This is a genomic window from Flavobacterium sp. SP2 (genome assembly GCF_057626655.1).
Genome location: NZ_JBVHBT010000006.1, coordinates 79,380 through 105,941, shown reverse-complemented (window position 1 = coordinate 105,941; position 26,562 = coordinate 79,380). Strand labels below are relative to the sequence as shown.

General features: G+C 33.0%; 23 protein-coding genes. 16 read left to right on the top strand and 7 right to left on the bottom strand.

Annotated features, from left to right (window positions below; genetic code table 11):
- The first annotated feature begins 6 nt into the window (after positions 1-6).
- From ACZ098_RS13005 to ACZ098_RS12955, 11 genes are all read left to right on the top strand, one after another.
- The gene (locus ACZ098_RS13005) at positions 7-2,013 is read left to right on the top strand and encodes a DUF3858 domain-containing protein (RefSeq protein WP_487312187.1); all 2,007 of its coding nucleotides are present in this window, start codon (positions 7-9) and stop codon (positions 2,011-2,013) included.
- An 80-nt stretch (positions 2,014-2,093) separates the two neighbouring features.
- Complete coding sequence (locus ACZ098_RS13000; protein ID WP_487312186.1) at positions 2,094-4,031, top strand: DUF3858 domain-containing protein; 1,938 nt, start codon at positions 2,094-2,096, stop codon at positions 4,029-4,031.
- Positions 4,032-6,011, top strand: a complete 1,980-nt coding sequence (locus ACZ098_RS12995) for a DUF3858 domain-containing protein (RefSeq protein WP_487312185.1) — start codon at positions 4,032-4,034, stop codon at positions 6,009-6,011.
- A gap of 113 nt (positions 6,012-6,124) precedes the next feature.
- Positions 6,125-6,451 (top strand): nucleotide pyrophosphohydrolase, encoded by a 327-nt coding sequence (locus tag ACZ098_RS12990; RefSeq protein ID WP_487312184.1) that lies wholly within the window; start codon positions 6,125-6,127, stop codon positions 6,449-6,451.
- A gap of 2 nt (positions 6,452-6,453) precedes the next feature.
- Entirely contained in the window at positions 6,454-6,780 is a 327-nt protein-coding gene (locus tag ACZ098_RS12985) for a DMT family transporter (RefSeq protein WP_487312183.1), read from the top strand.
- Positions 6,780-8,036 (top strand): 3-phosphoshikimate 1-carboxyvinyltransferase, encoded by a 1,257-nt coding sequence (gene aroA, locus ACZ098_RS12980; protein WP_487312182.1) that lies wholly within the window; start codon positions 6,780-6,782, stop codon positions 8,034-8,036. Before ACZ098_RS12985 ends, aroA begins: the two co-directional genes overlap by 1 nt.
- Positions 8,037-8,183: 147 nt before the next feature.
- Positions 8,184-9,233: a tRNA preQ1(34) S-adenosylmethionine ribosyltransferase-isomerase QueA gene (gene queA, locus ACZ098_RS12975; RefSeq protein ID WP_487312181.1), complete on the top strand. Its 1,050-nt coding sequence runs from the start codon at positions 8,184-8,186 to the stop codon at positions 9,231-9,233.
- A gap of 279 nt (positions 9,234-9,512) precedes the next feature.
- Positions 9,513-10,790, top strand: coding sequence for a kynureninase (kynU, locus tag ACZ098_RS12970; protein WP_487312180.1), 1,278 nt, complete (start codon positions 9,513-9,515; stop codon positions 10,788-10,790).
- Positions 10,791-10,893: 103 nt separating this feature from the next.
- Positions 10,894-11,316, top strand: coding sequence for a YMGG-like glycine zipper-containing protein (locus ACZ098_RS12965; RefSeq protein ID WP_487312179.1), 423 nt, complete (start codon positions 10,894-10,896; stop codon positions 11,314-11,316).
- 134 nt (positions 11,317-11,450) lie between these two features.
- Positions 11,451-13,829 carry a penicillin acylase family protein gene (locus ACZ098_RS12960; RefSeq protein WP_487312178.1) on the top strand — a complete coding sequence of 793 codons (2,379 nt, stop codon included), beginning with the start codon at positions 11,451-11,453 and terminating at the stop codon, positions 13,827-13,829.
- Between the two features lie 165 nt (positions 13,830-13,994).
- Positions 13,995-15,308 carry an ammonium transporter gene (locus ACZ098_RS12955; protein ID WP_487312177.1) on the top strand — a complete coding sequence of 438 codons (1,314 nt, stop codon included), beginning with the start codon at positions 13,995-13,997 and terminating at the stop codon, positions 15,306-15,308.
- Positions 15,309-15,317: 9 nt separating this feature from the next.
- On the opposite strand, the gene ACZ098_RS12950 is transcribed toward ACZ098_RS12955, so the two are convergent.
- The 4 genes from ACZ098_RS12950 to ACZ098_RS12935 all read right to left on the bottom strand — a co-directional run bounded on the left by ACZ098_RS12950 (position 15,318) and on the right by ACZ098_RS12935 (position 19,126).
- A complete protein-coding gene (locus ACZ098_RS12950) occupies positions 15,318-16,850 on the bottom strand; it encodes a cryptochrome/photolyase family protein (protein ID WP_487312176.1) in 1,533 nt (510 codons plus the stop codon).
- A 134-nt stretch (positions 16,851-16,984) separates the two neighbouring features.
- Positions 16,985-18,277 (bottom strand): DASH family cryptochrome, encoded by a 1,293-nt coding sequence (locus ACZ098_RS12945; RefSeq protein WP_487312175.1) that lies wholly within the window; start codon positions 18,275-18,277, stop codon positions 16,985-16,987.
- 77 nt (positions 18,278-18,354) lie between these two features.
- Entirely contained in the window at positions 18,355-18,492 is a 138-nt protein-coding gene (locus ACZ098_RS12940) for a DUF2256 domain-containing protein (protein WP_487312174.1), read from the bottom strand.
- Positions 18,482-19,126, bottom strand: a complete 645-nt coding sequence (locus ACZ098_RS12935) for a flavin reductase family protein (RefSeq protein WP_487312173.1) — start codon at positions 19,124-19,126, stop codon at positions 18,482-18,484. The genes ACZ098_RS12940 and ACZ098_RS12935 overlap by 11 nt, the downstream gene beginning before the upstream one ends.
- Positions 19,127-19,273: 147 nt before the next feature.
- Between ACZ098_RS12935 and ACZ098_RS12930 the strand changes: the two genes are divergently transcribed.
- Complete coding sequence (locus ACZ098_RS12930; RefSeq protein WP_487312172.1) at positions 19,274-20,617, top strand: FAD-dependent oxidoreductase; 1,344 nt, start codon at positions 19,274-19,276, stop codon at positions 20,615-20,617.
- A 275-nt stretch (positions 20,618-20,892) separates the two neighbouring features.
- On the opposite strand, the gene ACZ098_RS12925 is transcribed toward ACZ098_RS12930, so the two are convergent.
- The 3 genes from ACZ098_RS12925 to ACZ098_RS12915 all read right to left on the bottom strand — a co-directional run bounded on the left by ACZ098_RS12925 (position 20,893) and on the right by ACZ098_RS12915 (position 23,210).
- Positions 20,893-21,258, bottom strand: a complete 366-nt coding sequence (locus ACZ098_RS12925) for a cupin domain-containing protein (protein ID WP_487312171.1) — start codon at positions 21,256-21,258, stop codon at positions 20,893-20,895.
- 64 nt (positions 21,259-21,322) lie between these two features.
- Positions 21,323-21,691: a DMT family protein gene (locus tag ACZ098_RS12920; RefSeq protein WP_487312170.1), complete on the bottom strand. Its 369-nt coding sequence runs from the start codon at positions 21,689-21,691 to the stop codon at positions 21,323-21,325.
- A 7-nt stretch (positions 21,692-21,698) separates the two neighbouring features.
- Positions 21,699-23,210 carry a helicase HerA-like domain-containing protein gene (locus tag ACZ098_RS12915; RefSeq protein WP_487312169.1) on the bottom strand — a complete coding sequence of 504 codons (1,512 nt, stop codon included), beginning with the start codon at positions 23,208-23,210 and terminating at the stop codon, positions 21,699-21,701.
- A 386-nt stretch (positions 23,211-23,596) separates the two neighbouring features.
- Here ACZ098_RS12915 and ACZ098_RS12910 point away from each other — a divergent pair, with 386 nt between their 5' ends.
- Genes ACZ098_RS12910 through ACZ098_RS12895 form a run of 4 tightly spaced genes read left to right on the top strand, consistent with a single transcriptional unit; the run spans position 23,597 to position 26,493 of the window.
- Positions 23,597-24,412, top strand: coding sequence for a MotA/TolQ/ExbB proton channel family protein (locus ACZ098_RS12910; protein ID WP_487312168.1), 816 nt, complete (start codon positions 23,597-23,599; stop codon positions 24,410-24,412).
- Positions 24,413-24,461: 49 nt separating this feature from the next.
- Positions 24,462-25,088, top strand: a complete 627-nt coding sequence (locus ACZ098_RS12905; protein WP_487312167.1) for an ExbD/TolR family protein — start codon at positions 24,462-24,464, stop codon at positions 25,086-25,088.
- Positions 25,089-25,107: 19 nt separating this feature from the next.
- Positions 25,108-25,656: an ExbD/TolR family protein gene (locus ACZ098_RS12900; RefSeq protein WP_487312166.1), complete on the top strand. Its 549-nt coding sequence runs from the start codon at positions 25,108-25,110 to the stop codon at positions 25,654-25,656.
- Between the two features lie 30 nt (positions 25,657-25,686).
- Positions 25,687-26,493 (top strand): energy transducer TonB, encoded by an 807-nt coding sequence (locus ACZ098_RS12895; RefSeq protein ID WP_487312165.1) that lies wholly within the window; start codon positions 25,687-25,689, stop codon positions 26,491-26,493.
- Positions 26,494-26,562: the final 69 nt, after the last annotated feature.

The following is a 26,562-nucleotide window of genomic DNA, read 5'->3' as shown; positions in this document are numbered from 1 at the left end:
ATTATTATGAAAAGAACTTTATATGCATTTGTAATATTAGCTTTTGGTAGTATTGATTGCTTTTCTCAAAAGCTGGAATTAGGCAATGTGACGGTGGCAGAGTTACAAGAAAAAGTACATCCTAAAGATTCATCGGCAGTAGCCGCTGTACTTTTTGAAAAGGGAAATACTTTTTTCGAATTTAAACAAGGAGAAGGATTTACTTTGATAACTGAAGTTGAAACTAAAATAAAAATATACAAAAAAGAAGGTTATGAATGGGCGAACCAAGAAGTTGCTTTTTACAGCCCAGGATCTGATCCAGAATCGGTTGATTTTAGTAAAAGTGTTACCTATAATTTAGTGAATGGACAAATTGAAAAAACAAAAACTAAAAAAGAAAACGAATTTTCTGAAGTCAAAAATAAGTTTTGGAGTTCTAAAAAATTGGCAATGCCCAATGTTAAAGAAGGTTCAATTATAGAATATAAGTATACCATACGATCACCTTATATTTCTCGATTTCCAGATTGGAGATTTCAAAAATCTATTCCAGTAAACCATTCGCGTTATGTTACCGATATTCCAGAGTATTTTTTTTATAATGTGTATAGAAAAGGAACTCTTTTTCCAACTGAAGAAAAAGACCGATTGAATAAATCGATACGAATTGATGAAAAAACACCTCTAGCAGCGAATTATGGAGGATACAAACACGACGTTCAGAATATCAATTATTTCGTAAATCGAACTACTTATAAATTGGATGATATCGCTGCAATTAATGAAGAATCGTATGTAAATAATATCAATAATTATACGGCGGCTGTAGAACATGAACATTCAGGAACGCAAATGCCACAGCAAACCTTTAAATCGTATTCAACTACTTGGGAAGATGTGACCAAATACATTTATGAAAATCCTGAATTTGGTCAGCAATTAAATAAATCAAACTATTATGAAGACGATGTGAAAACGTTGCTTCAAGGGTTGACAACTGATGAAGAAAAAATTGCGACTATCTTTTCGTATGTTCAAAACAGAATGACTTGGGACAAATACAACAGCTACTTGTGCGATGGAGGTGTAAAAAAAGCTTACGATGACAAAACAGGAAATGCTGCCGAAATAAATTTAATGCTGGTTTCCATGTTGCGCTTTGCAAAATTAGACGCTAATCCAGTTTTGGTTAGTACACGTGCTAATGGAGTGGCACTATTTCCGAGTCGCACGGCTTATAACTTTGTAATTGCAGCTGTAAATGTTAATGCTACTTTAGTTTTATTGGATGCTACAAGTAAAATAGCATTGCCAAATGTTTTACCAACAAGAGATTTAAACTGGTTTGGAAGAGTAATTCGAAAAGATGGAACTTCCGATTTGGTTGACTTATTGCCTAAAAATTTATCCTATGAAACCACCAATATGTTAGCAAGTATGGACGCTAGTGGTGCTATTTCTGGAAAAGTGCGAACACAATACAGTAATCATAGCGCACTACGCTATCGCGATAATTTTGCAGGCACTTCAAATGATGCCGTAGTTGAAAAAATTGAAGAACATTATAATGGATTGGAAGTCAGTGAATATGAAGTTAGTAATACTACTTTGACCGAACCAGTTGTCGAAAAATATACACTGAAAAGCTCTAATGTTAGCGAAATTATTGGCAATAAAATTTATTTTTCTCCAATGTTATACTATGCTTTCAAAGAAAATCCATTCAAACAAGAAACCAGAGAGTATCCTGTTGATTTTTCTTTTCCGTTTAGAGATAAATACATGGTTTCTGTAACAATACCGGATGGTTATCAAGTAGAGAGTCTTCCTAAACCGATTTCACTTTCAATGAATTTAAAAGCAGGAACTTTTTCTTATACTGTTACCAATACTGCCAATCAAATTCAAGTAGCATCAGTTTTAGATATTAATACTTCCATAATTGCTCAAGAAGATTATGTTTCTTTAAAAGAGTTTTTTAAAATGGTGGTTGACAAGCAAAATGAAAAAATAGTACTGAAAAAAATATAGCGATTATCATGCTTAAAAAAATACTGCTTTTCATTTTCTTTACTCTTCAATTTTATTTTTGCTACTCGCAAAATTATAAGTTGGGAAATGTTACTGTTAACGAGCTTCTTGAAAAAAAATATCCAAGCGATACTTCTGCAGTAGCCGTTGTATTATTTACCATTGGCGAAACTAGTTTTGGATATGCTGGTAATAATGGGCTAGAGTTAATAACGACAATAACAACTAAAATTAAGATTTATAAAAAAGAGGGATATAATTATGCCAATCAATCTGTAAATTTTTTTTCAGGTGTGCAAGAAAATGGTCTAGTATCTGTTGTTGATGCTACTACCTATAATTTAGAAAATGGCAAAATTGTCAAATCTAAAGTGAAAAAAGATGGAGAGTTTACCGAAAAAGTAAATGATTTTTATTCAAAAAAAAGTATTACGTTGCCTAACGTAAAAGAAGGTTCAATAATAGAGTTCAAGTTTAGGATCACTTCTCCGGATGAAAATTATATTCCAGAATGGGAATTTCAAAAAAATATTCCTGTAAAGTATTCTAAATTTACCACCATAGTTCCTGAGAGTTATATTTTCACCGCAAGACTTAAAGGCGCTAGACAACCCATAATTAATTCTGAACGAAAACCAGCAAATTTAGTTTTACAATCTAAGGGTAGGAGTAATGATTATGTAACTAAGTCATACTTTTTTTATGATAATGTTACATTTGATGAAATTCTAACAACTTATGTTATGCAAGACATTCCTGCATTAGAAGATGAAATTTTAGTTAATAACATAGATAATTATCGATTTTCTCTGCAGCATGAATTGTCTGCAACCAATTTTCCTAATTCCAACTATAAATCGTATTCATTCGACTGGGAATCAGTATCGAAAACAATAGATAAAGATGAAAAATTTGGTGGTGAAATTTCAAAAACAGATTATTTTGAGAATGATTTGAATCAATTATTACAGGGTTTTTCAGGAAATGAAAACAAAGCTGCAGTAATTTTTAATTTTGTAAAATCGCGAATGAGCTGGAATAATACGACAAGCAAATTTTGTAGCGATGGAGTAAAAAAAGCATATAAAAGCAGCACTGGAAATTCAGCAGAAATAAATTTAATATTAATTTCAATGCTTCAGTATGCCGGAATTAATGCCAATCCAGCACTTGTGAGTACAAGGTCTAACGGAATCGCAACCTATCCCAGCTTAGATTCGTTCAATAATGTTATTGCTTGTGTAGAATTGGAAGGAAAGACAATTTTGTTGGATGCAACAAACAAATTTTCACTATTTAATGTCTTGCCAATACGAGATTTAAATTGGTTTGGCAGGATAATTAAGAAAGATGGATCGTCAACAACAATAGATTTATCACCAAATTATCATTCTAAAGATGTCGTTAATATCATTGCTTCAATAAATGAAAAAGGAGATTTGTCGGGTAAGTGTAAAGAAATATATTACGACTATAATGCCTTTGTTTTTAGAGAAAAGAATGTCGGAATTAATGATGATAGCGTAATTGAACAACTACAAAAAAAACATTCTGAAATTGAAATTTTTGAATATTCAGTTGACAATAAGCTCGATCTTACAATGCCATTAATTGAAAATTATAGCTTCACTTCAAATAATCTTGTAGAGGTTATTAATGATAAAATGTACTTTTCTCCATTGCTGTTTTTGGCAACTACCGAGAATTTATTCAAAAATGAGCATCGAAACTATCCGATTGATTTTGTTTACCCAACCCAAAATAAATTTAATATTACTATAAAAATTCCAGAAGGTTTTGAGGTTGACAATTTACCTAAAAATGCGTTCGCTACAATGTCAGATAATTTAGGAAGCCTTAAGTACATCATAACCAATAGTGGAAATCAAATACAACTTTCTTATACAAGAGAAATTAACCAATCTACAATTGAATCAGGGTATTATGAAACAGTAAAAAAATTTTATGACGAAATGGTTTCTAAAGAACTTGAAAGAATAGTATTAAAAAAAATCTAAATGAAAAATTATTTTATGCTGCTTAGTCTATTCGTTGTGTGGATAGGACTTGCACAAAAACAAGAATTAGGAAAAGTAACGGTAAAAGAACTTGAGCAAAAAGTGCATCCTACAGATACATCTGCTAGTGCAGCAATTCTCTTTAAAAAAGCGCGAACGGTTTATAAATATTCTAACAAAGATGGTTTTTCAACTATAACCGAATTCTCCATTAAGTTGAAAATTTATAAAAAAGAAGGTCTGCAGTGGGCAAATTTTGAAATTCCGTACTATGTTGGCTATAAAAATTTAGAAGACGAACAAGTTAAAATTTCTAAAGCCTATACTTATAATTTAGATAATGGAAAAATTACAAAAACCAAAGTAGCTAAAGAAAGTAAATTTATTGGAAAAGTAAACGATCAATGGGAAACCAAAATGGTTACATTTCCTAATGTGGTTGAAGGCTCGATTATAGAACTTGAATATGAATTTAAATCGCAAAATATAAACGAGTTACCCGTTTTTCAATATCAATATAATATTCCAGTAGATTTTGCCCAATTTCAAACAGAAATACCAGGTTTTTATTTGTATCAAGTTATAAAGTCGGGTTATGTAGAAGTAAGTCTTAAAGACAAGATTGAGCAAGAGTCGCAATCGTATATGGATGAGCATAATATTACTAAACAATTTTCGTATCAGCAAGTAAAAACTATTTATCAGGCTGTTAATATTCCTGCCTTAATTGAAGAAAATTATGTGAGTAACATCAACGATTACTATGGAAAAATCGAACACGAACTCAAAACAATTCAATATCCTGATGAACCAGTAAAGCAAATTGCGACTTCATGGGAAAGTGTTGCGAAATCTATCTATGAAGAGAAAAACTTTGGTGCCGAATTAAAAAAATGGGAGTATTTCGTAACTGATTTAAAACGGATAAATGAAAAGTTTGAATCAAAATTCGATAAATTAAAACAGATTTACGAATTTGTAAAAACCAAAATGAATTGGAATGGTAAATATGGATATTATGTTAGAGATGGCGTTGAAAAGGCGTATTCAGAATCAACTGGAAATGTGGCCGAAATTAATTTGATTTTAACTGCAATGTTAAAAATGGGCGGATTAGAAGCTAATCCAGTTTTGCTCAGTACTAGAGAAAATGGAATTGCGTTGTTTCCAAATCGTAACCGATTTAATTATGTTATTGCTTCAGTTGTAGTAGATGGAAAACAGTATCTACTTGATGCAACCGATAAATTTTGCACTATTAATACTCTTCCAACAAGAGATTTAAATGATAAAGGAAGGCTGATTAATCGAGATGGTTCATCGGAAGAAGTAAATTTGACCCCAACTGTAAACTCACTGTATAACATGAATCTAGTTGCTAATTTAACTACAGATGGTAAAATTTCTGGACAAATTAAAGAGCAACATTTTGATTACAATGCACTAAAATTTCGACAAAACTATTCTGGTATTTCTCAAGAATCGTATTTAGAAAAAATGGAAATTAAGAATTCAGGACTTGAGATTACTAATTATGAACTCAAAAATGATAAATTACTATATGAACCGATTGTAGAAATTTATTCTTTTGTCGAAAATGATGCAGTAGAAAGTATAGGAGAAAAATTATATTTTTCGCCAATGCTCTATTTTGCCATGGAACAAAATCCCTTTACGCAAGAAAATCGAGCCTATCCTGTAGATTTTGCGTTTCCTTTAAAACATAAATTCACTTTTATATTTACAATTCCAGACGGATATGCTGTTGAAAGTTTGCCTAAATCATTTACGATTGCATTAGACGATAAACAAACTAATTTTATTTTTTCAACTATAAATAAAGAAAAGCAAATTAGTGTCAATGTGATTTTCGAGATTAATTCATCTGTCATTCAAGCTAATCAATACGACAACTTAAAAGAATTTTACAAGCTAATGCTTGATAAGCAAAAAGAAAAAATAATATTGAAAAAAATATAATCATTTGTATTCATTAGGCTTCATTTCTCCTATTTATTAAAGTTGCATTTGTATCTTTGTTGTAAAGATTATGCTGTTTTAAATAATCTGTAACTGTAGAAAAATAATCTAAAATGAACCTAAAAAACTCCCAACTAGAAGTTGATAATTGGATAAAAAACCACGGCGTTCGTTATTTTAACGAACTTACCAATATGGCACAACTTACCGAAGAAGTAGGTGAAGTTGCCCGAATTATAGCCCGAAGATATGGTGAGCAATCTGAAAAAGAATCTGATAAAAATAAAGACCTAGGTGAAGAACTTGCCGATGTAGTTTTTGTAGTTTTATGCCTTGCCAATCAAACCGGAATAGACCTTCAAGCTGCTTTTGATAAAAAATTAGACGTGAAAACCAACCGCGACCACGATAGACATCAAAACAACGAAAAATTGAAATAATTGTGAACTGGATAGTGCTAATAATTGCTGGTTTGTTCGAAGTTGCTTTTGCAACGTGTTTAGGCAAAGCCAAAGAAGCAACTGGAAATGCAATGCTATTTTGGTATTTGGCATTTTTGGTGTGCCTTACAATCAGTATGGTTTTATTAGTAAAAGTCAGCAAAGAATTACCAATTGGAACCGCCTATGCCGTTTGGACAGGTATTGGAGCAGTTGGTAGCGTACTTGTGGGAATTTTTATCTTTAAAGAACCGGCAACTTTTTGGCGCGTTTTCTTCATCAGCACTTTAATAATATCAATAATCGGATTAAAAGTCGTTACAAAATAATGAATTTACAATTAAATAAGTCGAAAGTCGAAAGTCAAAAGATAAAAGTTAAAATAACCGGAAGTAAATCTGAAACCAACAGATTGTTGTTGTTGCAAGCTTTATATCCAAATATTTCGATAGAAAACACCTCCAATTCTGATGATTCGGAAGTGATGGCTGATGCACTTCAAAAATCAAAAATCAAAAGTCAAAAATCATTACTAGTAGATGTTCATCATGCAGGAACGGCCATGCGGTTTTTAACTGCTTTTTTTGCAATTCAGGAAAATCAGGAAGTTGTATTAACTGGTTCTTCGCGAATGAAAGAACGTCCGATAAAAATACTTGTTGAAACATTAAATCAATTAGGTGCAGCAATTTCATATGAAGAAGCTGATGGATTTCCGCCCATAAAGATAAAAGGGAAAAAGTTGACACAAAATAAAGTTTCGCTACCAGCAAATGTTAGCAGTCAGTACATTTCGGCACTTTTACTAATAGCACCAAAACTCGAAAACGGATTAGAATTAACCTTAGAAGGTGAAATAACCTCTATTCCATACATCAAAATGACTTTGGCGTTGCTTAACGAAATTGGTGTGCAAACTTCATTTATTACCAATGTTATTTCGGTAGAACCAAAACTGATTATTCCCAATTCAAAACTCTTAATTGAATCCGACTGGAGTTCGGCATCCTATTGGTATTCTATCGTTGCACTTTCAGAACTTGGGACACAAGTAAGACTTTCAAGCTATAAAAACGATAGTCTTCAAGGCGATTCGGCATTAGTAGCAATTTACAAAAACTTTGGTGTCGAAACTTCATTTGAAGATACTACAATCCTTTTACATAAAGTCGCAAATTCACCAACTACAACTCACAATTTGCAACTAAACAATTGCCCAGATATTGCTCAAACCATTGCTGTAACGTGTTTCGGATTAGGTGTTGGATGTCATTTAACAGGTTTGCACACCTTAAAAATAAAGGAAACCGACAGATTGGAAGCATTAAAATCAGAACTTTCAAAGTTGGGAGCAATTATATCGGTAACCAACGATAGTTTGACATTAAAATCGTCATCAAAAATTAACGATAACGTTGCAATAAAAACCTATCAAGACCACCGAATGGCGATGGCATTTGCGCCACTAGCATTAAAAGTTCCCATAATAATTGAAGATGCTGAGGTAGTTTCTAAGTCGTACCCAACTTTTTGGGAGGATTTACAAAGTGTTGGTTTCGATATTATTGAATCTACTAATGCCTAAATCTAGTAAACTGAGAATCTTTTCAAAATAAACGTCAAAACACTTGACAACGCCTATTTCACAATCGTATATTTGCAAACTGAATTTTAAATGTCTACAGGAAACTACCTTATACTTTTAAACTCTTAAACTTTTAAACTCTCTTAAATGAAATTATCTCATTTTCAATTCAATTTACCAGCAGAATTATTAGCCGAATATCCAGCTGAAAACCGCGACGAATCTCGTTTGATGGTTATCGATAGAAAAAAAGGAACCATAGAACATAAAATGTTTAAAGACATCATCAATTATTTCGATGATGGCGATGTTTTTGTATTGAACAACACCAAAGTTTTTCCAGCAAGAATGTACGGAAACAAAGAAAAAACTGGTGCAAGAATCGAAGTTTTCTTGCTAAGAGAATTAAATGCAGAGCAACGACTTTGGGACGTACTTGTAGATCCAGCTCGAAAAATTAGAATTGGAAATAAATTGTATTTTGGAGACGACGACTCACTAGTAGCCGAAGTTATCGATAATACAACTTCTCGTGGTAGAACCTTACGTTTTTTATATGACGGTTCTTATGAAGAATTTAGAAACAAACTTACAGAACTTGGAGAAACTCCAATCCCAAAATACATCAATCGTGAAGTAACCGAAGAAGATGCCGAACGTTACCAAACCATTTATGCCAAAGAAGAAGGTGCTGTTGCAGCGCCAACTGCAGGCTTACACTTCTCTAAACACCTTTTAAAAAGACTTGAAATTAAAGGAATCGACTTTGCCGAAGTTACACTTCACGTAGGTTTAGGAACTTTCAATCCAGTAGAAGTTGAAGATTTATCGAAACACAAAATGGATTCAGAGGAGCTAAAAATCACCCAAGAAGCTTGCGATATTGTTAATAATGCCAAAGCCAAAAAGAAAAAAATCTGTTGTGTTGGTACCACTTCAATGCGTGCATTAGAAAGTGCTGTTTCATCGCAGCGTACTTTAAATCCGTTTGATGGATGGACTAACAAATTCATCTTTCCACCACACGATTTCAGTATTGCCGATGCTATGGTAACCAATTTCCACACACCAAAATCAACATTATTAATGATGATATCAGCATTTTGCGGTCACGACTTGATGAAAAAAGCCTACGAAATAGCAGTAGAAGAAAAATATAAATTTTATTCTTACGGCGATGCCATGTTGATCTTATAATCATAGTTCAATATTAAAAATAGAATCCCATCGGCAGCGGTGGGATTTTTTTTTGGAGCCATAAGCAAGGCATTTTCAACAATCCCTATTCCTGCTGCTACAACTCGCTTTCATTTTAAAAAAAATAAAATGAAGAGCTCAAACAATTGTAGCATCAGGGCTAAAGAGTTATGTCTTTTGTGAAATTAAAATTTCTAAGAAATAGTTAGTAACTTTAAAACAATTAAACTTTTAAACTCCTAAACTTTTCTATATTTTTACCACACTAAAAAACGCACAATGACATTTCAAAATACACTAGAATTTGCGCAGCAACTTGATGCACAAGATATTTTAAGCCACTACCGAAACGAATTTATTTTTCCGCAACACAATGGCAAAAACGTAATTTACTTTACCGGAAATTCATTGGGTTTACAACCTAAGCGAACTAAGAGTTATGTAGACGAAGTAATGAACGATTGGGCAAACTTAGCCGTAGAAGGTCATTTTTATGCCGAAAAACCTTGGTGGGATTATCACGAACGATTTGCCAATCCATTAAGTAAAATTATCGGATCAAAACCGTCAGAAGTAACGGTCATGAACACCCTTACAATAAATCTTCATTTATTGATGGTGTCTTTTTATAGACCAACCAAAACCCGATATAAAATTATTTGTGAAGAAAAAGCATTTCCATCAGATCAATACATGTTCCAATCGCAGGTTCATGCACATGGCTATAAACCAGAAGATGCAATTATCGAAATAAAACGACGAGAAGGAGAACACAATATTCGTCTGGAAGATATTATTGCGAAAATAAATGAAGTTGGAGATGAACTTGCATTAGTATTATTTGGAGGTGTAAATTATTATACCGGTCAAGTTTTCGATATGAAAACCATCACCGAAGCGGGTCATAAAGTTGGTGCTTATGTTGGCTTCGACTTGGCTCATGCTGCTGGAAATATAAAACTGGATCTACACAATTGGAATGTAGATTTTGCCGCTTGGTGTTCTTATAAATACATGAATTCTGGTCCAGGAAATGCTTCTGGATGTTTCATTCATGAAAAACATCATTTCAATAACGATTTGCCAAGATTTGCAGGTTGGTGGGGTCATAATAAAGAACGACGATTTAAAATGGAACCCAATTTTGAGCCTGTTCATGGCGCCGATGGCTGGCAAGTAAGCAATTTACCAATTTTGTCTTTGGCTCCATATTTAGCATCGGTTGAACTTTTTGACGAAGTAGGAATGGATAAATTAATCCAAAAAAGAAACCTCATTACATCGTATCTTGAATTTATTTTACATGAAATTGATCAAGAAGTAAAAGGTCATTTCGAAATTATTACACCTGCAAATCAAGAAGAACGAGCTTGCCAATTGTCTGTGTTTTTTCATGGTGAAGGACGAAGTTTATTTGATTATTTAATGAAAAATGGAGTCGTTACCGATTGGCGCGAACCTAACGTTATTCGTTTTGCACCAGTGCCATTGTATTGCAGTTTTGAAGACATGTACACTTTTGGACAAATCTTAAAGGCTGGAATTCAGTCGCATTAATTATTATAATAATGTAAATTTCAAAAATAATTATATAACATTATAATCATAAATGGGTTGTTACTTTGTAAAACAATAAGTAATAACCCTAAATATTAAAATTATGAAAGCAGTATATGTATTTTTAAGCGCATCAATAATGTTAGTGTCATGTAAAAACGCTGACAAACAAGGTATAGTTCAAGATCAAAAACAAGCCGTTATTGATTCTATGAAAACTGAAATTGCTAAACAAAGAATCATCGATTCTATGAATTTAGAAATGGCAAAAGTTGAAGAACAAAAACAACAGAAAGAAGTTGTATACGTACATCAAAATGGAGCTTCTTCCACTACAACTACTACAACAACCAAGAAAAAAGGTTGGAGTGGCGCAGCCAAAGGTGCTGTTATTGGAGCCGGAGTTGGTGCAATAACTGGTGCTGCAATTAGCAAGAAAAAAGGCGAAGGCGCTATTATTGGTGGTTTAGCTGGTGCTGGAGTTGGTGCTGGTACAGGAGCAATTATTGACGGTAAGAAAAAATAATAAATTTTTGAGTTAATTATAGTTAGTGGGCTTAAATTCGATAGAATTTAAGCCCACTTTTTTATTCAATTCCTTTTTTACAACTAATATTAATGAGATATTTTTTCTACATTTGATAAAATCTTATGCGTCAAATGAAGGTATTTAAAAAAGCTCTTGTATTTATTCTTTCAATTATCTTACTAGTATCTGTTTTTATTTTTTTTTACTTGCAATATACAAAGCCTAAATATGAAGGTGAAATTCAGTTAAGTACTATTAAAACCGAAACTACCGTATATTTTGACGATTTTGGAGTACCACATATTTATGCCAATTCGCAACAAGACGCCATGACTGCTTTAGGTTATGTTCATGCACAAGATCGCTTATGGCAAATGGAACTCATGCGCCGAATTGCACCAGGAAAATTATCTGAAATATTTGGTTCAGTTATGTTGAAAAATGATAAATTTTTCTCTGGTTTGGGTATCGAAGAAGCATCAGAAATTGCAATTGCGCAATTAGATAAAAATTCAGAAGCGTATAAGCTTACAATTGCGTATCTTAATGGAATAAATCAGTACATCGAAAAAGGAAAAACACCTATAGAATATACGATTTTAGGTATTAAAAAACAAAAATTAACCATAAAAGATGTGTTTAATATTTATGGTTATATGTCATTTAGCTTTGCGATGGCTCAAAAGTCAGATCCATTAATAACAGACATCAGAAATAAATACGGCTCTGAATATTTAAAAGATTTCGGCATTGACGGCTCATTTGGAACTAAGCAAATAAAAAATTTTAATGGTTCCGCAACTGAGTATTCCGAGATTTCTAAATCAGTAGCAAGTCTTTTAGAGAAAGCGCCTGTTCCACAATTTATTGGAAGCAACAGTTGGGTAATTGGTGGCGCCAAAACCGAAAGTGGAAAAGTTATTTTTGCCAACGATCCGCATATCGGTTTTTCACAGCCAGGAACTTGGTTTGAAGCACATATTGTAACGCCAACTTACGAAATGTATGGATATTATTTAGCTGGAACGCCATACCCACTATTAGGTCATAATCGCAACTATGCTTATGGTTTGACAATGTTTGAAAACGACGATATGGATTTGTTTGAAACTACCGAAAATCCTAATAACTCAAACCAGTATAAGACAGTTGGTGGATTTGAAGATTTTAAAACTATCACAAAAAGTATTAAAGTCAAAGACAGTGCTGATGTGAAGATAAAAGTAAGAAGTACGAAAAATGGTCCAGTTATGAACGGACTAATTGATAATTTACCTAAAGACAAAATTATTTCAATGTCGTGGATTTTCACACAACAAAAAAGCCAAATTCTGCAAGCGGTTTATTCGTTATGCCATTCCAGTAATTTAGATGATTTTTATAAAGGTGTTGGTTTAATTCATGCGCCTGGTTTGAATGTGATGTATGGCGATGCCAAAAATAATATTGCATGGATAACCTCTGGAAAATTGTACAAATTAGACCAATCTGTAAATCCTAATTTCATTCTAAATGGAGCAAAAGAAGCAGACAATAAAAGAGAGTTTCTACCCTTTTCCGAAAATCCTCGAGCTATAAATCCGTCATGGAATTACGTTTATTCTTCAAATAATCAGCCCGAAGCAGTAAATAATTATTTGTATCCGGGTTATTATTTGCCGAAAGACAGAGCAATTAGAATTGATAATTTATTAGCTTCAAAAAACAATTGGACTTCTACTGATGTTCAGAAAATGATTACCGATAACACGTCGTCAACTTCATCGCAAATTGTATTGAATTGGATTTCTAGTATAGACAATTCCGCTTCCGCAAATGAAACGCAAGCTTTGACTTTATTGAAGAATTGGAAAGGGACTAATAATTCAAATGAAATTGCTCCAACACTTTTCAATAAGTGGGTTTACTTTTATCTAAAAAATACATTTGAAGATGAAATGGGTACAGAAAAATTCAATCTCTTTTTAGGAACTCATATTATGAAGCAAGTTATTGAAAATCAAAGTAAAAATGCACTTTCGCCATGGTGGGATAATCTCAAAACTCCAAACCAAAAAGAAACTCGAGACATGATTCTAAAAAAATCGTTTCAAGATGCGATTTCTACTTTGCAAAAACAATTAGGAAATGATATGAACAATTGGACTTGGAGCAAAGTTCATACCTTAGAGTTCAACCATCCGATAGGGAAAGTAAAAGCTTTACGGAATTTTTTCAATGTTGGACCTTTTGAAGTAGCTGGTTCTAATGAAGTAATTAATAACATGATTTTTACGTACACTGATTCTAAGGTCAATGAGGTAAAAGCTGGTCCATCAACTCGAAGAATTATTGATTTTTCGGATGTAGAGAACAGTGTGAGTATTCTTCCTTCAGGACAATCTGGAAATCCCATGAGTAAACATTATGACGATCAATCAAAAATGTATATCGAAGGAAAGTTTAGAAAAATGAAGCTCAATAAAAATGAAATAATTAACACTTCAACTAAATTAATTTTTCATCCGTAATGGTGATTGTAGAAAGCTGGCTTCTTTTTTGATAAAAATTTTTACAAACCCTATAAAATTTAAGGGCTATTATTGAAAAATATGTAAAAATTTGAAAAATTAGATCACTTCATACGGGTATTTTGGTAAATATTTATATTTTTAAAAAAAAATTTATTATTTATAATGAGAAAAATTATTTTAAGCATCCTACTTGCTACCTTACTTATACTAACATTTTTTTCTAATTATTTTATAAATCCAAATCCGATACAAGTTAATCCTGTACAATTTGATACTGGAGATACGGCTTGGATGATAGTTGCTTGTGCTTTGGTACTTTTGATGACTCCAGGATTGGCCTTATTTTATGGCGGAATGGTGGGTAAAAAAAATGTAATTAGCACCATGTTGCAAAGCTTTATGGCAATGGTAATTGTAACTGTGCTGTGGGTTGTTATTGCATTTGGATTGTGTTTTGGACCTTCCATAGGTGGAATTGTCGGAAATCCGTTGCCGAATTTATTGTTTCAAAATGTGGGTACAACAACTGCGTGGAGTTTGGCTCCAACAATTCCATTTTTATTGTTTGCTTTGTTTCAGGCTAAATTTGCTATAATCACTCCTGCACTCATCACTGGAGCCTTTGCAGAACGCATCCGATTTTGGGCTTACATGCTATTTATGGTTTTATTCATACTATTAATTTATACTCCTTTGGCGCACAGTACTTGGCATCCAGACGGAATTTTGTTTAAACTAGGTGTTTTAGATTTTGCTGGCGGAACTGTTGTTCATATGAGTGCTGGTTGGGCTGCATTGGCTGGAGCCATTTTTTTGGGAAAGCGTAAAGTTCAAAAAGTAAACCCAGCGCGAATTACCTATGTATTATTAGGAACCGGTTTGTTGTGGTTTGGTTGGTTTGGTTTCAATGCTGGTTCGGCAATGGGAGCCAATGGTTTGGCGGTACAAGCATTAGCCACTACGACTGTTGCAGCTGCAGCTGCTGCTATGGCGTGGGTATTTTTTGATAAAATATTAGGGCATAAACTTTCGGCAATGGGTGTTTGTATTGGCGCAGTTGTTGGCTTGGTAGCGATTACTCCAGCTGCTGGTTATGTAAGTATTCCACATTCTATTTTTATAGGAATCTTTAGTAGTATTGTGAGTAATCTTGCTGTTAGTAAATTTCCCAAAGGAAAAATTGACGATGCACTTGATGTCTTTGCGTGTCATGGAGTAGGAGGAATGACAGGGATGGTGTTAACTGGAGTTTTTGCCTCTAAAGCAGCCAATCCTGCATTGATTGATCAAGGGTTGATTTTTGGCGAAACTACTTTATTTATCAATCAAGTAACAGCATTAATTGGTGTTTCAATTTTTGCGTTTACGGCTTCTTATGCATTGTTTTATATTGTAAATAAAATTACTCCTTTGCGTGTTAGTCAAGAGAAAGAAGAATTAGGATTGGATATTACACAACATGGTGAATTTTTATAATTAAAGAAATTAATAATTATCAAGATTTTGAATTATTTCATTGGCTTTGACCTTAATTTTATATATTTCTTCAGAATCCATCTTTTTTAAGAGATTCATCATCATTGCCATACGTTGGTTTTTAGCAAAATACTCCTTCTTTTCATCCAGAAAATTCCAATATAAGGTATTAAAAGGACATGCTTTTTCTCCAAATTTATCTTTTACCGAATAATGACAATTGGTACAGTAGTTACTCATTTTGTTGATGTAACTTCCAGAAGAAACATAAGGTTTGGTAGCCAAAATTCCACCATCGGCATATTGACTCATTCCTCTAGTATTGGGCAATTCTACCCATTCAATAGCATCAATGTATACGCCAAGATACCAGGCATCAACTTCGTCGGGATGCATTTGTGTAAGCAATGAAAAATTTCCAATAATCATCAAACGCTGAATGTGATGCGCGTAAGCTTCCTCCAAACTTTGCGAAATCGCCTTTTGCATGCAATTCATTTTGGTTTTTCCTGTCCAATAAAAATCGGGTAATGTATTATGATTTTCTAAAGCATTCATTTTGGAATAATTGGGCATTTCTTTCCAATAAATTCCTCGCACATATTCACGCCAACCCAAAATTTGACGCACAAATCCTTCAACTTGCGAAATCTTAATTTCGTCTTCATGTTCAAAATAATAGTCTACAACAGTATCTACTACTTCTTTTGGCGAAAGCATTTTGGAATTCATAGCAAACGATAATCGCGAATGAAAAAGAAATTTTTCGTCAGTGTGCGAGGCATCTTCATAATCGCCAAAATGTTTCAAAAGATGATTGCAGAAATAGTGTACTTGTTCTAAGCATGCTGAACGTGATGTTGGCCAAACAAAGTTGTTTTCGTCAATTTTACCAAATGTTTTTACTTCCGCTTTTTCAATTTGAAGAAGTAAATCAGATACATTTTTTGTGAATATTTTAGCGTCCGGAATCGGAACTTGACCTTTGTATTTCAATCGGTTGTCGTGATCAAAATTCCACTGATTTCCTACTGGAGTTTCGCCTCGCATTAAAACATCGTGTTTTTTACGCATCATGCGATAGAAATTTTCCATCAATAGCATTTTCTTACCTTCAAAAAAAGCTTTCAATTCCAATCGTGATGTATAAAAATGTTCCGAATCATAAACTTCTGATGCTATTTTTAGCATTTCGCAAATGGCTTTCAGTTGTTCGTCCAATCGATATTCATCTGGCAATTGGTATTCAAATTTTGATATATCGTGCTTTTCAATTAGTTGAGTAATCAGTTTTTCTAAATCCTGCGGATTGTTTTCATCTGAAATTTCAAAATAAATAACGTTGTGATTTTTAGCTTTTAAATCGGAGGCAAAATTTCGCATCGAAAGAAAAAACGCCACAACTTTCTGAATATGATGTCTAACATAATCGGTTTCTTGACGCAATTCCGCCATAAAATAAACCACATTTTCATCCGTATTTGAAAACCATGAATGATTTATATTTAATTGATCGCCAAGAATAAGTCGAAGTGTTTTCATTTATTTATTTTTTTGCTACAAAGACGCAAAGTCGCAAAGTTTTTATTGATTTCTATTTTCTATTTAGTTTGTCAAAATGACAAGTTTTCTGTGAGAATTCGTGAAATTAGTGTAAAAATAATAGTGAAGTCTTATTAAAACAAATCCGGATTCAACCAAAGCTTTTGAAATTTTCCATCGCCATCATACATTTCTGCCTGACGTTTTATATTGAATTTTCTATCGCGCGGATCGTTTCCAACTCCGGCATTGTACATCCAATTTCCAAAATTAGAATGCACATCATAATCAATCAACATACTTTCAAAATACGCTGCGGCAACCCGCCAATCTTGTTCCCATTCTTTCGCCCAATAACTCGCCACGTTTTGTCGGCCACGATTACTCATAAAACCCGTGCGTTGCAATTCAATCATGTTGGCGTTGACAAATGGTTCGCGAGTATTTCCGTTAATCCATTGGCGAAGTGCTTTATCATTGAATTTCCACTCGTATTCTTTTCCTAAAATTCCGTCTAATTTAAAAATTTTATCGCCGTGTTTTAGTGAAATGTATTTGAAATAATCGCGCCAAATTAATTCGAAAACCAACCAATACGTATCTTCATTTTTACAAATTTCACGTTCGTAGTTTTGAATTTCCCAGTAAATTGTTCGTGCCGAAATACTCCCATTTGCTAACCAAGCCGATAGTTTGGAGCTGTAACTTTCGCCAACCAATCCGTTTCGGGTTTTCTTGTATTCTGACAGGTTTTCGGTTTCAAAAAAATAATTTTCTATGCGGTTCAAAGCTGCAGTTTCTCCACCACGAAACGGAAAAGCCGAATTTTTATTCAATTTAAATGATTCCAATCCCAAATCTTCCAAACTCGGAATCACATTAGACGAATCAATTAAATTATCAGATGATTTTGCATTGATTTCAATGCAAGGACGAATTTTACTTTCCTTTTCACTTTTCTTTCGGAATTCGGTAAAAACTTCAGGAATTTTACTGAACTCTTGGTACGGAATGTCGTCCGGATGAAATAAAAATTGATCGTAAACTTCTATAAATTCTAAATCAGGATTCTGATTTTTGACATTTAAATTAACCTTGACTTCATCTTTTGTCCATTCTTTTTGAAGGAAAACCTTAGAAATTTCATAATCAGAAATTAATTTAGGGAAAACATTTTCAGGTAAATCATGAAATATCAAAAGAGAAATGTTTTTCGTTGCCAAATTGTTTTTCAAATCTCGAAGCGTTTCCAAAAGGAATTTTGCTCTAAATTTTTCCGTTTTTTTAAAACCATATTTATTAGTTTCAAAATTTCTTGGATCGAGAAAATAAACACCTATTACTTTCCCAGATTTTTTACAAGCTTGAAAAAGTGAATTGTTATCTTGAACTCGTAAATCGTTTCTAAACCAAACTAGATTATTCATATGTTTTTTTGCTTCAAAGTCGGCTAGACTCTAAGTTTTTTTAAATTATTTTAAAATTGAAGGTTGGAGACTGATTGTTAACTCTTACTTCTTCTGCATTTTTCACTACAATATTTTACCTCGTCCCAGTTTTTCTCCCATTTTTTTCTCCAATTGAATGGTAAACCGCAAACAACGCATATTTTACTTGGTAGGTTTACTTTTTTATGCGCCATTTTTAATTGATTTTATGGGTTTGTCAACTCGCGCATATTCAAATCGATCGAGTAGTGTTGGCAATGCATAACCGTCAAGTCCATTCACAGTAACAATTTTGCCTTTGTCGAGTTGTAACCAATAATCTTTGTGAAGTAACTCTTCTTCAAAATATATATTTTCAACTGTTGCTATAATATGTACGGTGTCGTTTTCAGTAATATGATATTCGTTAATGTATTTGCATAGTAATTGAATTGGGCTATTTTTTACGAACGGAATGTCTATACCTTCTTTAAATTCTTCAACTAAATTAGTTTTGTCAAATTCTGAAACCGTGCCATCATAACTTGCCGAAGTGTGGTGCGCATCGGCAATCATAGCCTCTGTAATATGGTTGACGGTAAAGTAGGGATTTTCTTTGAGGTTGTTGTAGGTGTCGCGTTTTACGGTAAGCGGTCGCGTGATGAAACCAAGCATGGGCGGATTGCTACCAATATGAGTTATACTACTAAACACTGCGACATTTGAAATATTTTCGTTTGATTTAGTAACAATTAAATTCGCCGATTTATAGCCAGTACATGAATTAATTAGGTTCAATCTTCTGATTTTATCCATTTCATTAATCTGCAGTCTGGTGAAATTTTTCATGTAATTTTTTTACAAATATATAAAATGTTCAATAAATTATAAAAAAGATTAAACAAAATATTTTTGGTATTTAGTTTATAAATATTTAAAAAATGATTTTTCCACCTAAAAATTCAATAAATTTGCCAAACTGCTTATTTTATTTAAATGCAAACTCCTCAAAAAATTGCTGTAGTTGGTTCCGGATTAGTTGGAACATTGTTGGCAATATATCTCAAAAAACTTGGGCATACCGTGCATGTTTTTGACCGAAGTCAAGACATTCGAACGGTAGAATTTTCGGGTCGATCTATAAATTTAGTAATGTCTAATAGAGGATGGAAAACCCTAGAAGATATTGGACTTGAGGACGAGATTAGGAAAATTGGAATTCCAGTTGACAAACGCGGGATTCATTTGCAAGACGGAACGTTTGTGGCTCAGAATTATGGAAATGAAGGCGATGCCATATTTTCGCTTTCACGTGGTGTTCTTAACCGTAGAATGATTGATTTAGCAGAAGATGCTGGTGTTGAGTTTTTCTTTGAACAGCGCATTTGGGACATTACGTTGGCAACTGCAACTTTGCATATAGGAGAAACCGAGCGAGGTGAATGGACCGATTTGCAATACGATAAAGTATTTGGAGCTGATGGTGCTTTTTCGAGAATCAGACATAGAATGCAACGCCAATCGATGTTTGATTATTCACAGGAATTCATGAAAATTGGTTACAAGGAATTGAATATTCCAGCCAATGCCGATGGAAGTCATAAAATTGATAAAAATTCGTTGCACATTTGGCCAAGAGGAAATTTTATGCTGATGGGATTATCCAATCTTGACGGAAGTTTTACGTGTACTTTATTCATGCCATTTGAAGGAGAAAATTCTTTTGATAAAATAAAAACTGAAACCGATTTAGCTCAATTCTTCGAAAATTTTTTCCCAGATACCAAAGAAATAATCCCCGATTTGATTGAAGATTTCTTTAAAAACCCAACTAGTTATTTGGTTAAAATGAAGTGTTATCCTTGGACATTTTCCGATAAAGTTGCTTTAATTGGCGATTCGGCTCATGCAATTGTTCCGTTTTACGGTCAAGGAATGAATGCTGGATTTGAAGACATCACAATTTTAAATGAAATGATCGCTAAATATGGCGACGATTGGACTACAATTTTTGAGGAATATCAAAAGTCTAGAAAACCCAATGCCGATGCAATTGCCGAACTTGCCGAGAAGAATTTTATAGAAATGAGTTCAAAAACAGCTGATGCCAATTTCTTGCTTCAAAAAAAGATTGAAAAATGGTTTTCAGACAAACATCCGGATAAGTGGATGCCATTATACAGCCGTGTAACGTTTAGTTTGCAACCGTACTCAGAAGCATTAGCTATTGGTGATTTTCAAAATAAAATCATGGAGGAAGTGATGCAATTGGAAAATATCGAAGAGCAATGGAATAGTGTTGCCGTCGAAAATTTGATTTTGGAAAAGCTTAAAGTATGAATTCAATTTCAAAAATCAATTTCAAAAATCAATTTCAAAAATCAATTTCAAAAATCAATTTCAAAAATCAATTTCAAAAATCGATTTCAAAAGTCAATATAAAAAAAAGTTATTATTTGATTTTTGAGATTGAAACTGATTTTTGAGATTGAAATTGATTTTTAGGATTGAAATTGATTTTTAGGATTGAAATTGATTTTTGAGATTGAAATTGATTTTTAGGATTGAAATTGATTTTTAAGATTGAAATTGATTTTTGAGATTGAAATTGATATTTAATTCTCTTCTCGATGCACTTTGTTAAAATCGAAAGCTGGTGTGCAAATTGCAATATATTCACAAGCCTCGTCAAATGGGTTGGAATATTGAACTCGTGTATTGGCTTCAATTTTTATGGATTGTCCAGCTTCTAAAATTATTATTTCATCTTCAATTATAAATTGCTTTTTACCAGAAATAATATAGGTGTATTCTTCAAATTCTGGAGTTTGAAACGGTTCGCTCCATTTTGGTGGCGCAATCATGTGTGCAATCGAAATGTTTTTATTTCCAGTTGTTGGAATTCCGTGATGTTCTTCTATTAACTTTCCGTCTGTGGTTGGTACAACGAACGGTGTTTTTTGAATCAAATATTTTTTCATTTTTATAAATCTTATTTAGTAAATCGGTTCGGCATTTTTATTCATTAAAAGTAGAAGGCTGAAGTTATTTTTTAAATATAAAGTAAACCGCTAAGACTAGAAAGCACATTCCGACAAGATGATTCCATTTTAATGTTTCATTTTTGAAAAATAACAACGAGAAAATCACAAAAATCACCAACGTGATGACTTCTTGAATTATTTTTAACTGCAATAACGAAAATGGACCGCCGTTGCCTTCATAACCTATTTTGTTTGCAGGAACTTGAAAGCAATATTCAAACAAAGCCAAACCCCAACTTATCAATACAATTGTTATTAAACTAGCGTTTTCAAACCATTTAAGTTCTTTAAATTTCAAATGTCCGTACCAAGCCAGCGTCATAAAAACATTTGAAAGTATCAGTAATCCTATGGTGAGATACGATTTCATAAAAAAACTATTTTTTAAATATTTTCATTAATATTCCAAAAACACCGCGAATAAAACTGGCACTTGTAACTACTTTCGTAACCGATTTTCCAATTACTTCTGCTGTACTTGGTTCGTTACTTTTTCTTGGTTTTTCTTCTTCCTGCTCTTCAGCTTGTGTTACGGCTTCTTCAATTTTTTTATTTAGTAATTCGTACGCACTTTCTCTATCAATTTCTTCCTGATATTTTTTTACCAGTTTCGATTTGGCATTAATTTCTTCAATTTCATTGGCTTCTAATACATCCATTCTACTCATTGGCGCTCGAAGCATTGTTGCAGCAAGCGGCGTTGGAATTCCTTTTTCGTTTAAAGCGGTTACAAAAGCTTCACCAATTCCTAACGAGGTTAAAACTTCGTCTGTTTTATAATAATCAGATGTAGGATAATTGTCTGCCGTTTGTTTAATTGCCTGTCTATCATTTGCTGTAAAAGCACGTAAAGCATGCTGGATTTTCAAACCCAATTGTGCTAAAACACCTTTCGGAATATCCATTGGATTTTGCGTTACAAAATAAACGCCAACGCCTTTCGAACGAATTAATTTGATAATGGTTTCTATTTGATCCAATAAGGCATCGCTAGCTTCATTAAAAATCAAGTGCGCTTCGTCAATAAATAAGACCAATTCAGGTTGTTCTACATCGCCTTTCTCTGGCATTTGTTGGTATATTTCGGCTAACAAACTCAGCATAAAAGTCGAAAATAATTTTGGTTTGTCTTGAATATCCGTTAATCGTAATATGTTAACGTATCCTTTTCCGTTTTCATCGATGCGCATTAAGTCATCAATTTCAAATGATTTTTCTCCAAAAAAGAAATCACCTCCTTGTTGTTCCAGCTCGATAATTTTTCTCAGAATGGTTCCGGTTGTAGCCGTTGAAATTTTGCCGTATTCTTCCGAAATTTCGTCTTTTCCTTCTTCAGTTAAATAATTAAGGACTTTTTTAATGTCTTTTAAATCCAATAAAGGCATTTTTTTATCGTCGCAATATTTGAAAATTACCGAAACAACTCCAGATTGCGTATCGTTCAAATCTAATATTCTTGAAAATAGAACCGGTCCGAATTCAGAAACAGTAGCTCGCAATCGAACGCCATCTTGAGCCGATAGTGTCATTAATTCTACTGGAAAAGCTGATGTTGTGTAAGGAATATTTATTTTTTCGTGACGTTCTGTTATAAAAGCTTTTTCTTCACCCGGTTTTGCAATTCCAGAAAAGTCACCTTTTATATCCATCATCAACACTGGAATTCCGAACGAAGAAAGTTGTTCAGACAGTACTTGTATGGTTTTTGTTTTACCAGTTCCAGTAGCTCCAGCAATCAACCCGTGACGGTTTAAGGTCTTTAACGGAATCTTTACTGATGTTGCTCCAATTGGTTCGCCGTCTAAAATTGCTGCGCCAAGAAGAATACTTTCGCCTTTAGTTGTGTAACCATTATTTATGTGGGTAATAAAATTTTCTTTGTTGCTCATGATTTTTGCTTTAGGAATAGAGACTACTTTAATAAGGTGCAATATAACATTTTTTGATTATTCTAGTGTTTGTATTTGCGGAGTCTTACCTCAAAAAGAACATTTTTTAACAATTAAATACGTTCCATTATACCAAAGCATTAAAATTTACGTTATTCAAAATAATAACGATATAGTTGAGCTAAAGGATTAAAATACAGCTTTATTTTATTGATGATTTTGAAATTAAATGCGGTCTTTATTCATTATTCAATAATTTTAGGTTAACTCAATGTTATAAAAAGTAAAAAAAGTTTTTTTATTTGAAGTAAAAAATTAAATTTGCTCCTATTCAAGTTTATTTCAAATAAATTATAAATTATTAAAAACTATTAAAATTTTAAAAAATGGCAAACGTTAAAAAAGAAAATGGATCAAATGGCGGTGGAATGGTTACAGGACTAATCATTGTAGCATGTATTCTTGTTGGAGCAATTATTTGGAAATTCATCATGGGTGCAAGTTCAAACTTTGAAGGTGGAAATTCTGAAACTGGACATCCATTGAATACTTTAGGAATGGTTTACAAAGGTGGAATAATCGTACCAGTATTATTAGGTATGTTCTTAATGGTAATCGTATTTTCTTTTGAAAGATTTTTTGTAATCTCTAAAGCTGCAGGAAAAGGAAACTTAGATGCATTTATGAGAAAAGTACAAGGTAATGTTACTAGCGGTAATATCGAAGAAGCTATTGATGCTTGCGATAAGCAAAAAGGTTCAGTTGCAAATGCAATTAAATCAGCGTTAGTAAAATTCCAAGATGTTAAAAAAGAAGGTTTCAATAGCGAAGAAGCTGCTGAAATGATTCACAAAGAAATCGAAGAAGCAACTACATTAGAGATGCCAATGTTGGAGAAACACATGACTATCTTGTCTACACTTGTATCTTTAGGAACACTTGGTGGATTGTTAGGAACTGTATCAGGTATGATTAAAGCGTTTGGTGCATTAGCATCTGCTGGAACTCCAGATCAAGCTGCACTTGCAACTGGTATTTCTGAAGCACTTATCAACACAGCAACTGGTATCGCAACTTCTGCTTTAGCAATTGTAATGTACAATTTCTTTACTTCTAAAATTGATACTTTAACTTACTCTATTGACGAAGCTGGTACAACTATCGTTAATACATACAGAAGATTAAGAGGAAGTTTAAAATAATATATCGTTTTACAGTTTTATTGTAAAATAATTATAAAATAAAAAAGAAATGGCAAAAATAAAAACAAGGAAAAACGCCTCGTCCATCGACATGACTGCCATGTGTGATGTGGCTTTCCTTTTGCTTACTTTCTTTATTCTTACGGCAACTGCAAAAGTGCCAGAACCAATTAATGTGGATACGCCAAGTTCTACCAACAAGAAAAAATTAGCTTCAGACAAGTTAGTTATTGTAACGGTAGGGAAAGGAAAGGAAAACATATTTTTTGATTTAAAAGGTAGAGAAATACGTAAAAGAACACTCGAATTGATGAGTGAGAAATATAAAGTACCGTTTACTGAGGATGAAAAAAATCAGTTTGCTTTACTAGAAAGCTTTGGTGTTCCAATACAAAGTTTAAGTCAACTATTGAAAATGAATAGTTCTGACAGAAATGTTGAAGGAACGCAGCCAGGTGTGCCGTTTGACTCTATAAACAACCAACTTAAAGATTGGATTTATACAGCTAGACAAGCCAATATTGAACTTAATCCAGACGGAACCGAATTGGATTTTGCTATCAAAGGAGATGCCAAGTTAGAATATCCAAAAATCAAAAAAGTGATGGATATTTTACAAGACCAAAAAATCAACACGTTTGATTTGGTTACTGGTTTAAGAAGTAAAGACTATTAATATTTAATTAAGATACAAAATGGCTGAATTAAATACCGGCGACGGTGGTGGTAAAAAAGGCGGTAAAGTAAGAAGTAAAAAACAAAACTCGAAAGTAGATTTAACAGCGATGGTAGATTTGGCTTTCCTTTTGATTACGTTCTTTATGCTTACAACGTCTTTGTCTAAACCACAGTCGATGAACTTAGCATTACCAGATAAGCAAGAGGATGATAAACCAGTAAAAGATATAAAAGTTGATGAGCGTAGAACATTAACCATTATTCTTGGTGAAAACAATCAAATTCAATGGTTTCACGGATTATTAAATGCACCAATTGCTGGACCAAAAGCAGATACTTACGGAAAAAATGGTATTCGTAAAGAAGTTTTAAAATTGGTTAAAGAAGTTCCACAACTTACTGGTGACCCGAAAAAAGGTTTGATCGTAATTATTAAACCAACTAAAAAATCAACGTACAGAAATTTAGTTGATATTTTAGATGAAATGGCAATTTCTGGAGTTGAGACTTCTGCAATTGTTAACGATATAACTCCTGAAGAGTTAAAATTAGTAGAAAAAAAATAGGCTTAGCTTATTATTAAAATACAATTAAAAATGAAATTAGACCTATTAAACGGAAAATGGTTAGACCTCGTTTTTGAAGGACGTAACAAAAGTTATGGAGCTTACGAATTGCGTAAAGAAAACTCTAAAACTTTAGTTAGATCTTTAATTATTGGTGCTTTTATATTTGGTTTTGCTATTGCAACTCCAGTTATTGCTGACCTTATTGGTAATTCTTCTGCTGATGACGAAGCCGACTTAAACAAGAAAATTGTAACCATTAAGTTGCCACCAAAAGAAGAAAAGCCTAAAGAAAATCTTCCACCACCACCACCGCCACCTCCAAAAGTGGATCAAGTGAAATTCGTTAAACCAGTTGTTGCTAAAAAGGAAGAAATAACCGAAGAGCCACCAAAGGTAAAAGAATTAGAAAAGAAACTAGTTGGTGATGAGAATATCAAAGGTGATCCAGATGCACCAGCAACTTTAGGACCAATTGGTGACGGACCAAAAGAGGCTGCGGTTACGGAAGACAACAGTGTTTATAACTTAGCTGGTATTGAAACTAAGCCAGATTTTCCTGGTGGAATGGCAAAGTTTTATAAATTTGTTGGTGATAAATATCAAGCTCCAGAAGATGAAGGTTTTAAAGGAGGAAAAGTATTTGTTTCTTTCGTTGTTGAAAAAGATGGATCTTTAACAGATATTAAAGTTACTAGAGATGTTGGTTATGGTACAGGTAAAGAAGCTATTAGAGTTTTAAAATCTTGTCCAAAATGGACACCTGGAGAACAAAATGGTAAAAAAGTAAGAGTTCTTTATTCATTACCAATTACTATTCAAGCGCCTGCTGAATAATGATTAAAGATTTGCTTAATAAATACAAGGAGAAATCGCTTAAAGAGCGATTTCTTCTATTTATAGGAA

What these genes read in the sequence shown, in the direction of transcription:
- ACZ098_RS13005 (WP_487312187.1), top strand. Translation starts at nt 7, where the DNA reads ATGAAAAGAACTTTATATGCATTTGTAATATTAGCTTTTGGTAGTATT.
- ACZ098_RS12995 (WP_487312185.1), top strand. Translation starts at nt 4,032, where the DNA reads ATGAAAAATTATTTTATGCTGCTTAGTCTATTCGTTGTGTGGATAGGA.
- ACZ098_RS12990 (WP_487312184.1), top strand. Translation starts at nt 6,125, where the DNA reads ATGAACCTAAAAAACTCCCAACTAGAAGTTGATAATTGGATAAAAAAC.
- aroA (WP_487312182.1), top strand. Translation starts at nt 6,780, where the DNA reads ATGAATTTACAATTAAATAAGTCGAAAGTCGAAAGTCAAAAGATAAAA.
- queA (WP_487312181.1), top strand. Translation starts at nt 8,184, where the DNA reads ATGAAATTATCTCATTTTCAATTCAATTTACCAGCAGAATTATTAGCC.
- kynU (WP_487312180.1), top strand. Translation starts at nt 9,513, where the DNA reads ATGACATTTCAAAATACACTAGAATTTGCGCAGCAACTTGATGCACAA.
- ACZ098_RS12965 (WP_487312179.1), top strand. Translation starts at nt 10,894, where the DNA reads ATGAAAGCAGTATATGTATTTTTAAGCGCATCAATAATGTTAGTGTCA.
- ACZ098_RS12960 (WP_487312178.1), top strand. Translation starts at nt 11,451, where the DNA reads ATGAAGGTATTTAAAAAAGCTCTTGTATTTATTCTTTCAATTATCTTA.
- ACZ098_RS12955 (WP_487312177.1), top strand. Translation starts at nt 13,995, where the DNA reads ATGAGAAAAATTATTTTAAGCATCCTACTTGCTACCTTACTTATACTA.
- ACZ098_RS12950 (WP_487312176.1), bottom strand. Translation starts at nt 16,850, where the DNA reads ATGAAAACACTTCGACTTATTCTTGGCGATCAATTAAATATAAATCAT.
- ACZ098_RS12945 (WP_487312175.1), bottom strand. Translation starts at nt 18,277, where the DNA reads ATGAATAATCTAGTTTGGTTTAGAAACGATTTACGAGTTCAAGATAAC.
- ACZ098_RS12940 (WP_487312174.1), bottom strand. Translation starts at nt 18,492, where the DNA reads ATGGCGCATAAAAAAGTAAACCTACCAAGTAAAATATGCGTTGTTTGC.
- ACZ098_RS12935 (WP_487312173.1), bottom strand. Translation starts at nt 19,126, where the DNA reads ATGAAAAATTTCACCAGACTGCAGATTAATGAAATGGATAAAATCAGA.
- ACZ098_RS12930 (WP_487312172.1), top strand. Translation starts at nt 19,274, where the DNA reads ATGCAAACTCCTCAAAAAATTGCTGTAGTTGGTTCCGGATTAGTTGGA.
- ACZ098_RS12925 (WP_487312171.1), bottom strand. Translation starts at nt 21,258, where the DNA reads ATGAAAAAATATTTGATTCAAAAAACACCGTTCGTTGTACCAACCACA.
- ACZ098_RS12920 (WP_487312170.1), bottom strand. Translation starts at nt 21,691, where the DNA reads ATGAAATCGTATCTCACCATAGGATTACTGATACTTTCAAATGTTTTT.
- ACZ098_RS12915 (WP_487312169.1), bottom strand. Translation starts at nt 23,210, where the DNA reads ATGAGCAACAAAGAAAATTTTATTACCCACATAAATAATGGTTACACA.
- ACZ098_RS12910 (WP_487312168.1), top strand. Translation starts at nt 23,597, where the DNA reads ATGGCAAACGTTAAAAAAGAAAATGGATCAAATGGCGGTGGAATGGTT.
- ACZ098_RS12905 (WP_487312167.1), top strand. Translation starts at nt 24,462, where the DNA reads ATGGCAAAAATAAAAACAAGGAAAAACGCCTCGTCCATCGACATGACT.
- ACZ098_RS12900 (WP_487312166.1), top strand. Translation starts at nt 25,108, where the DNA reads ATGGCTGAATTAAATACCGGCGACGGTGGTGGTAAAAAAGGCGGTAAA.
- ACZ098_RS12895 (WP_487312165.1), top strand. Translation starts at nt 25,687, where the DNA reads ATGAAATTAGACCTATTAAACGGAAAATGGTTAGACCTCGTTTTTGAA.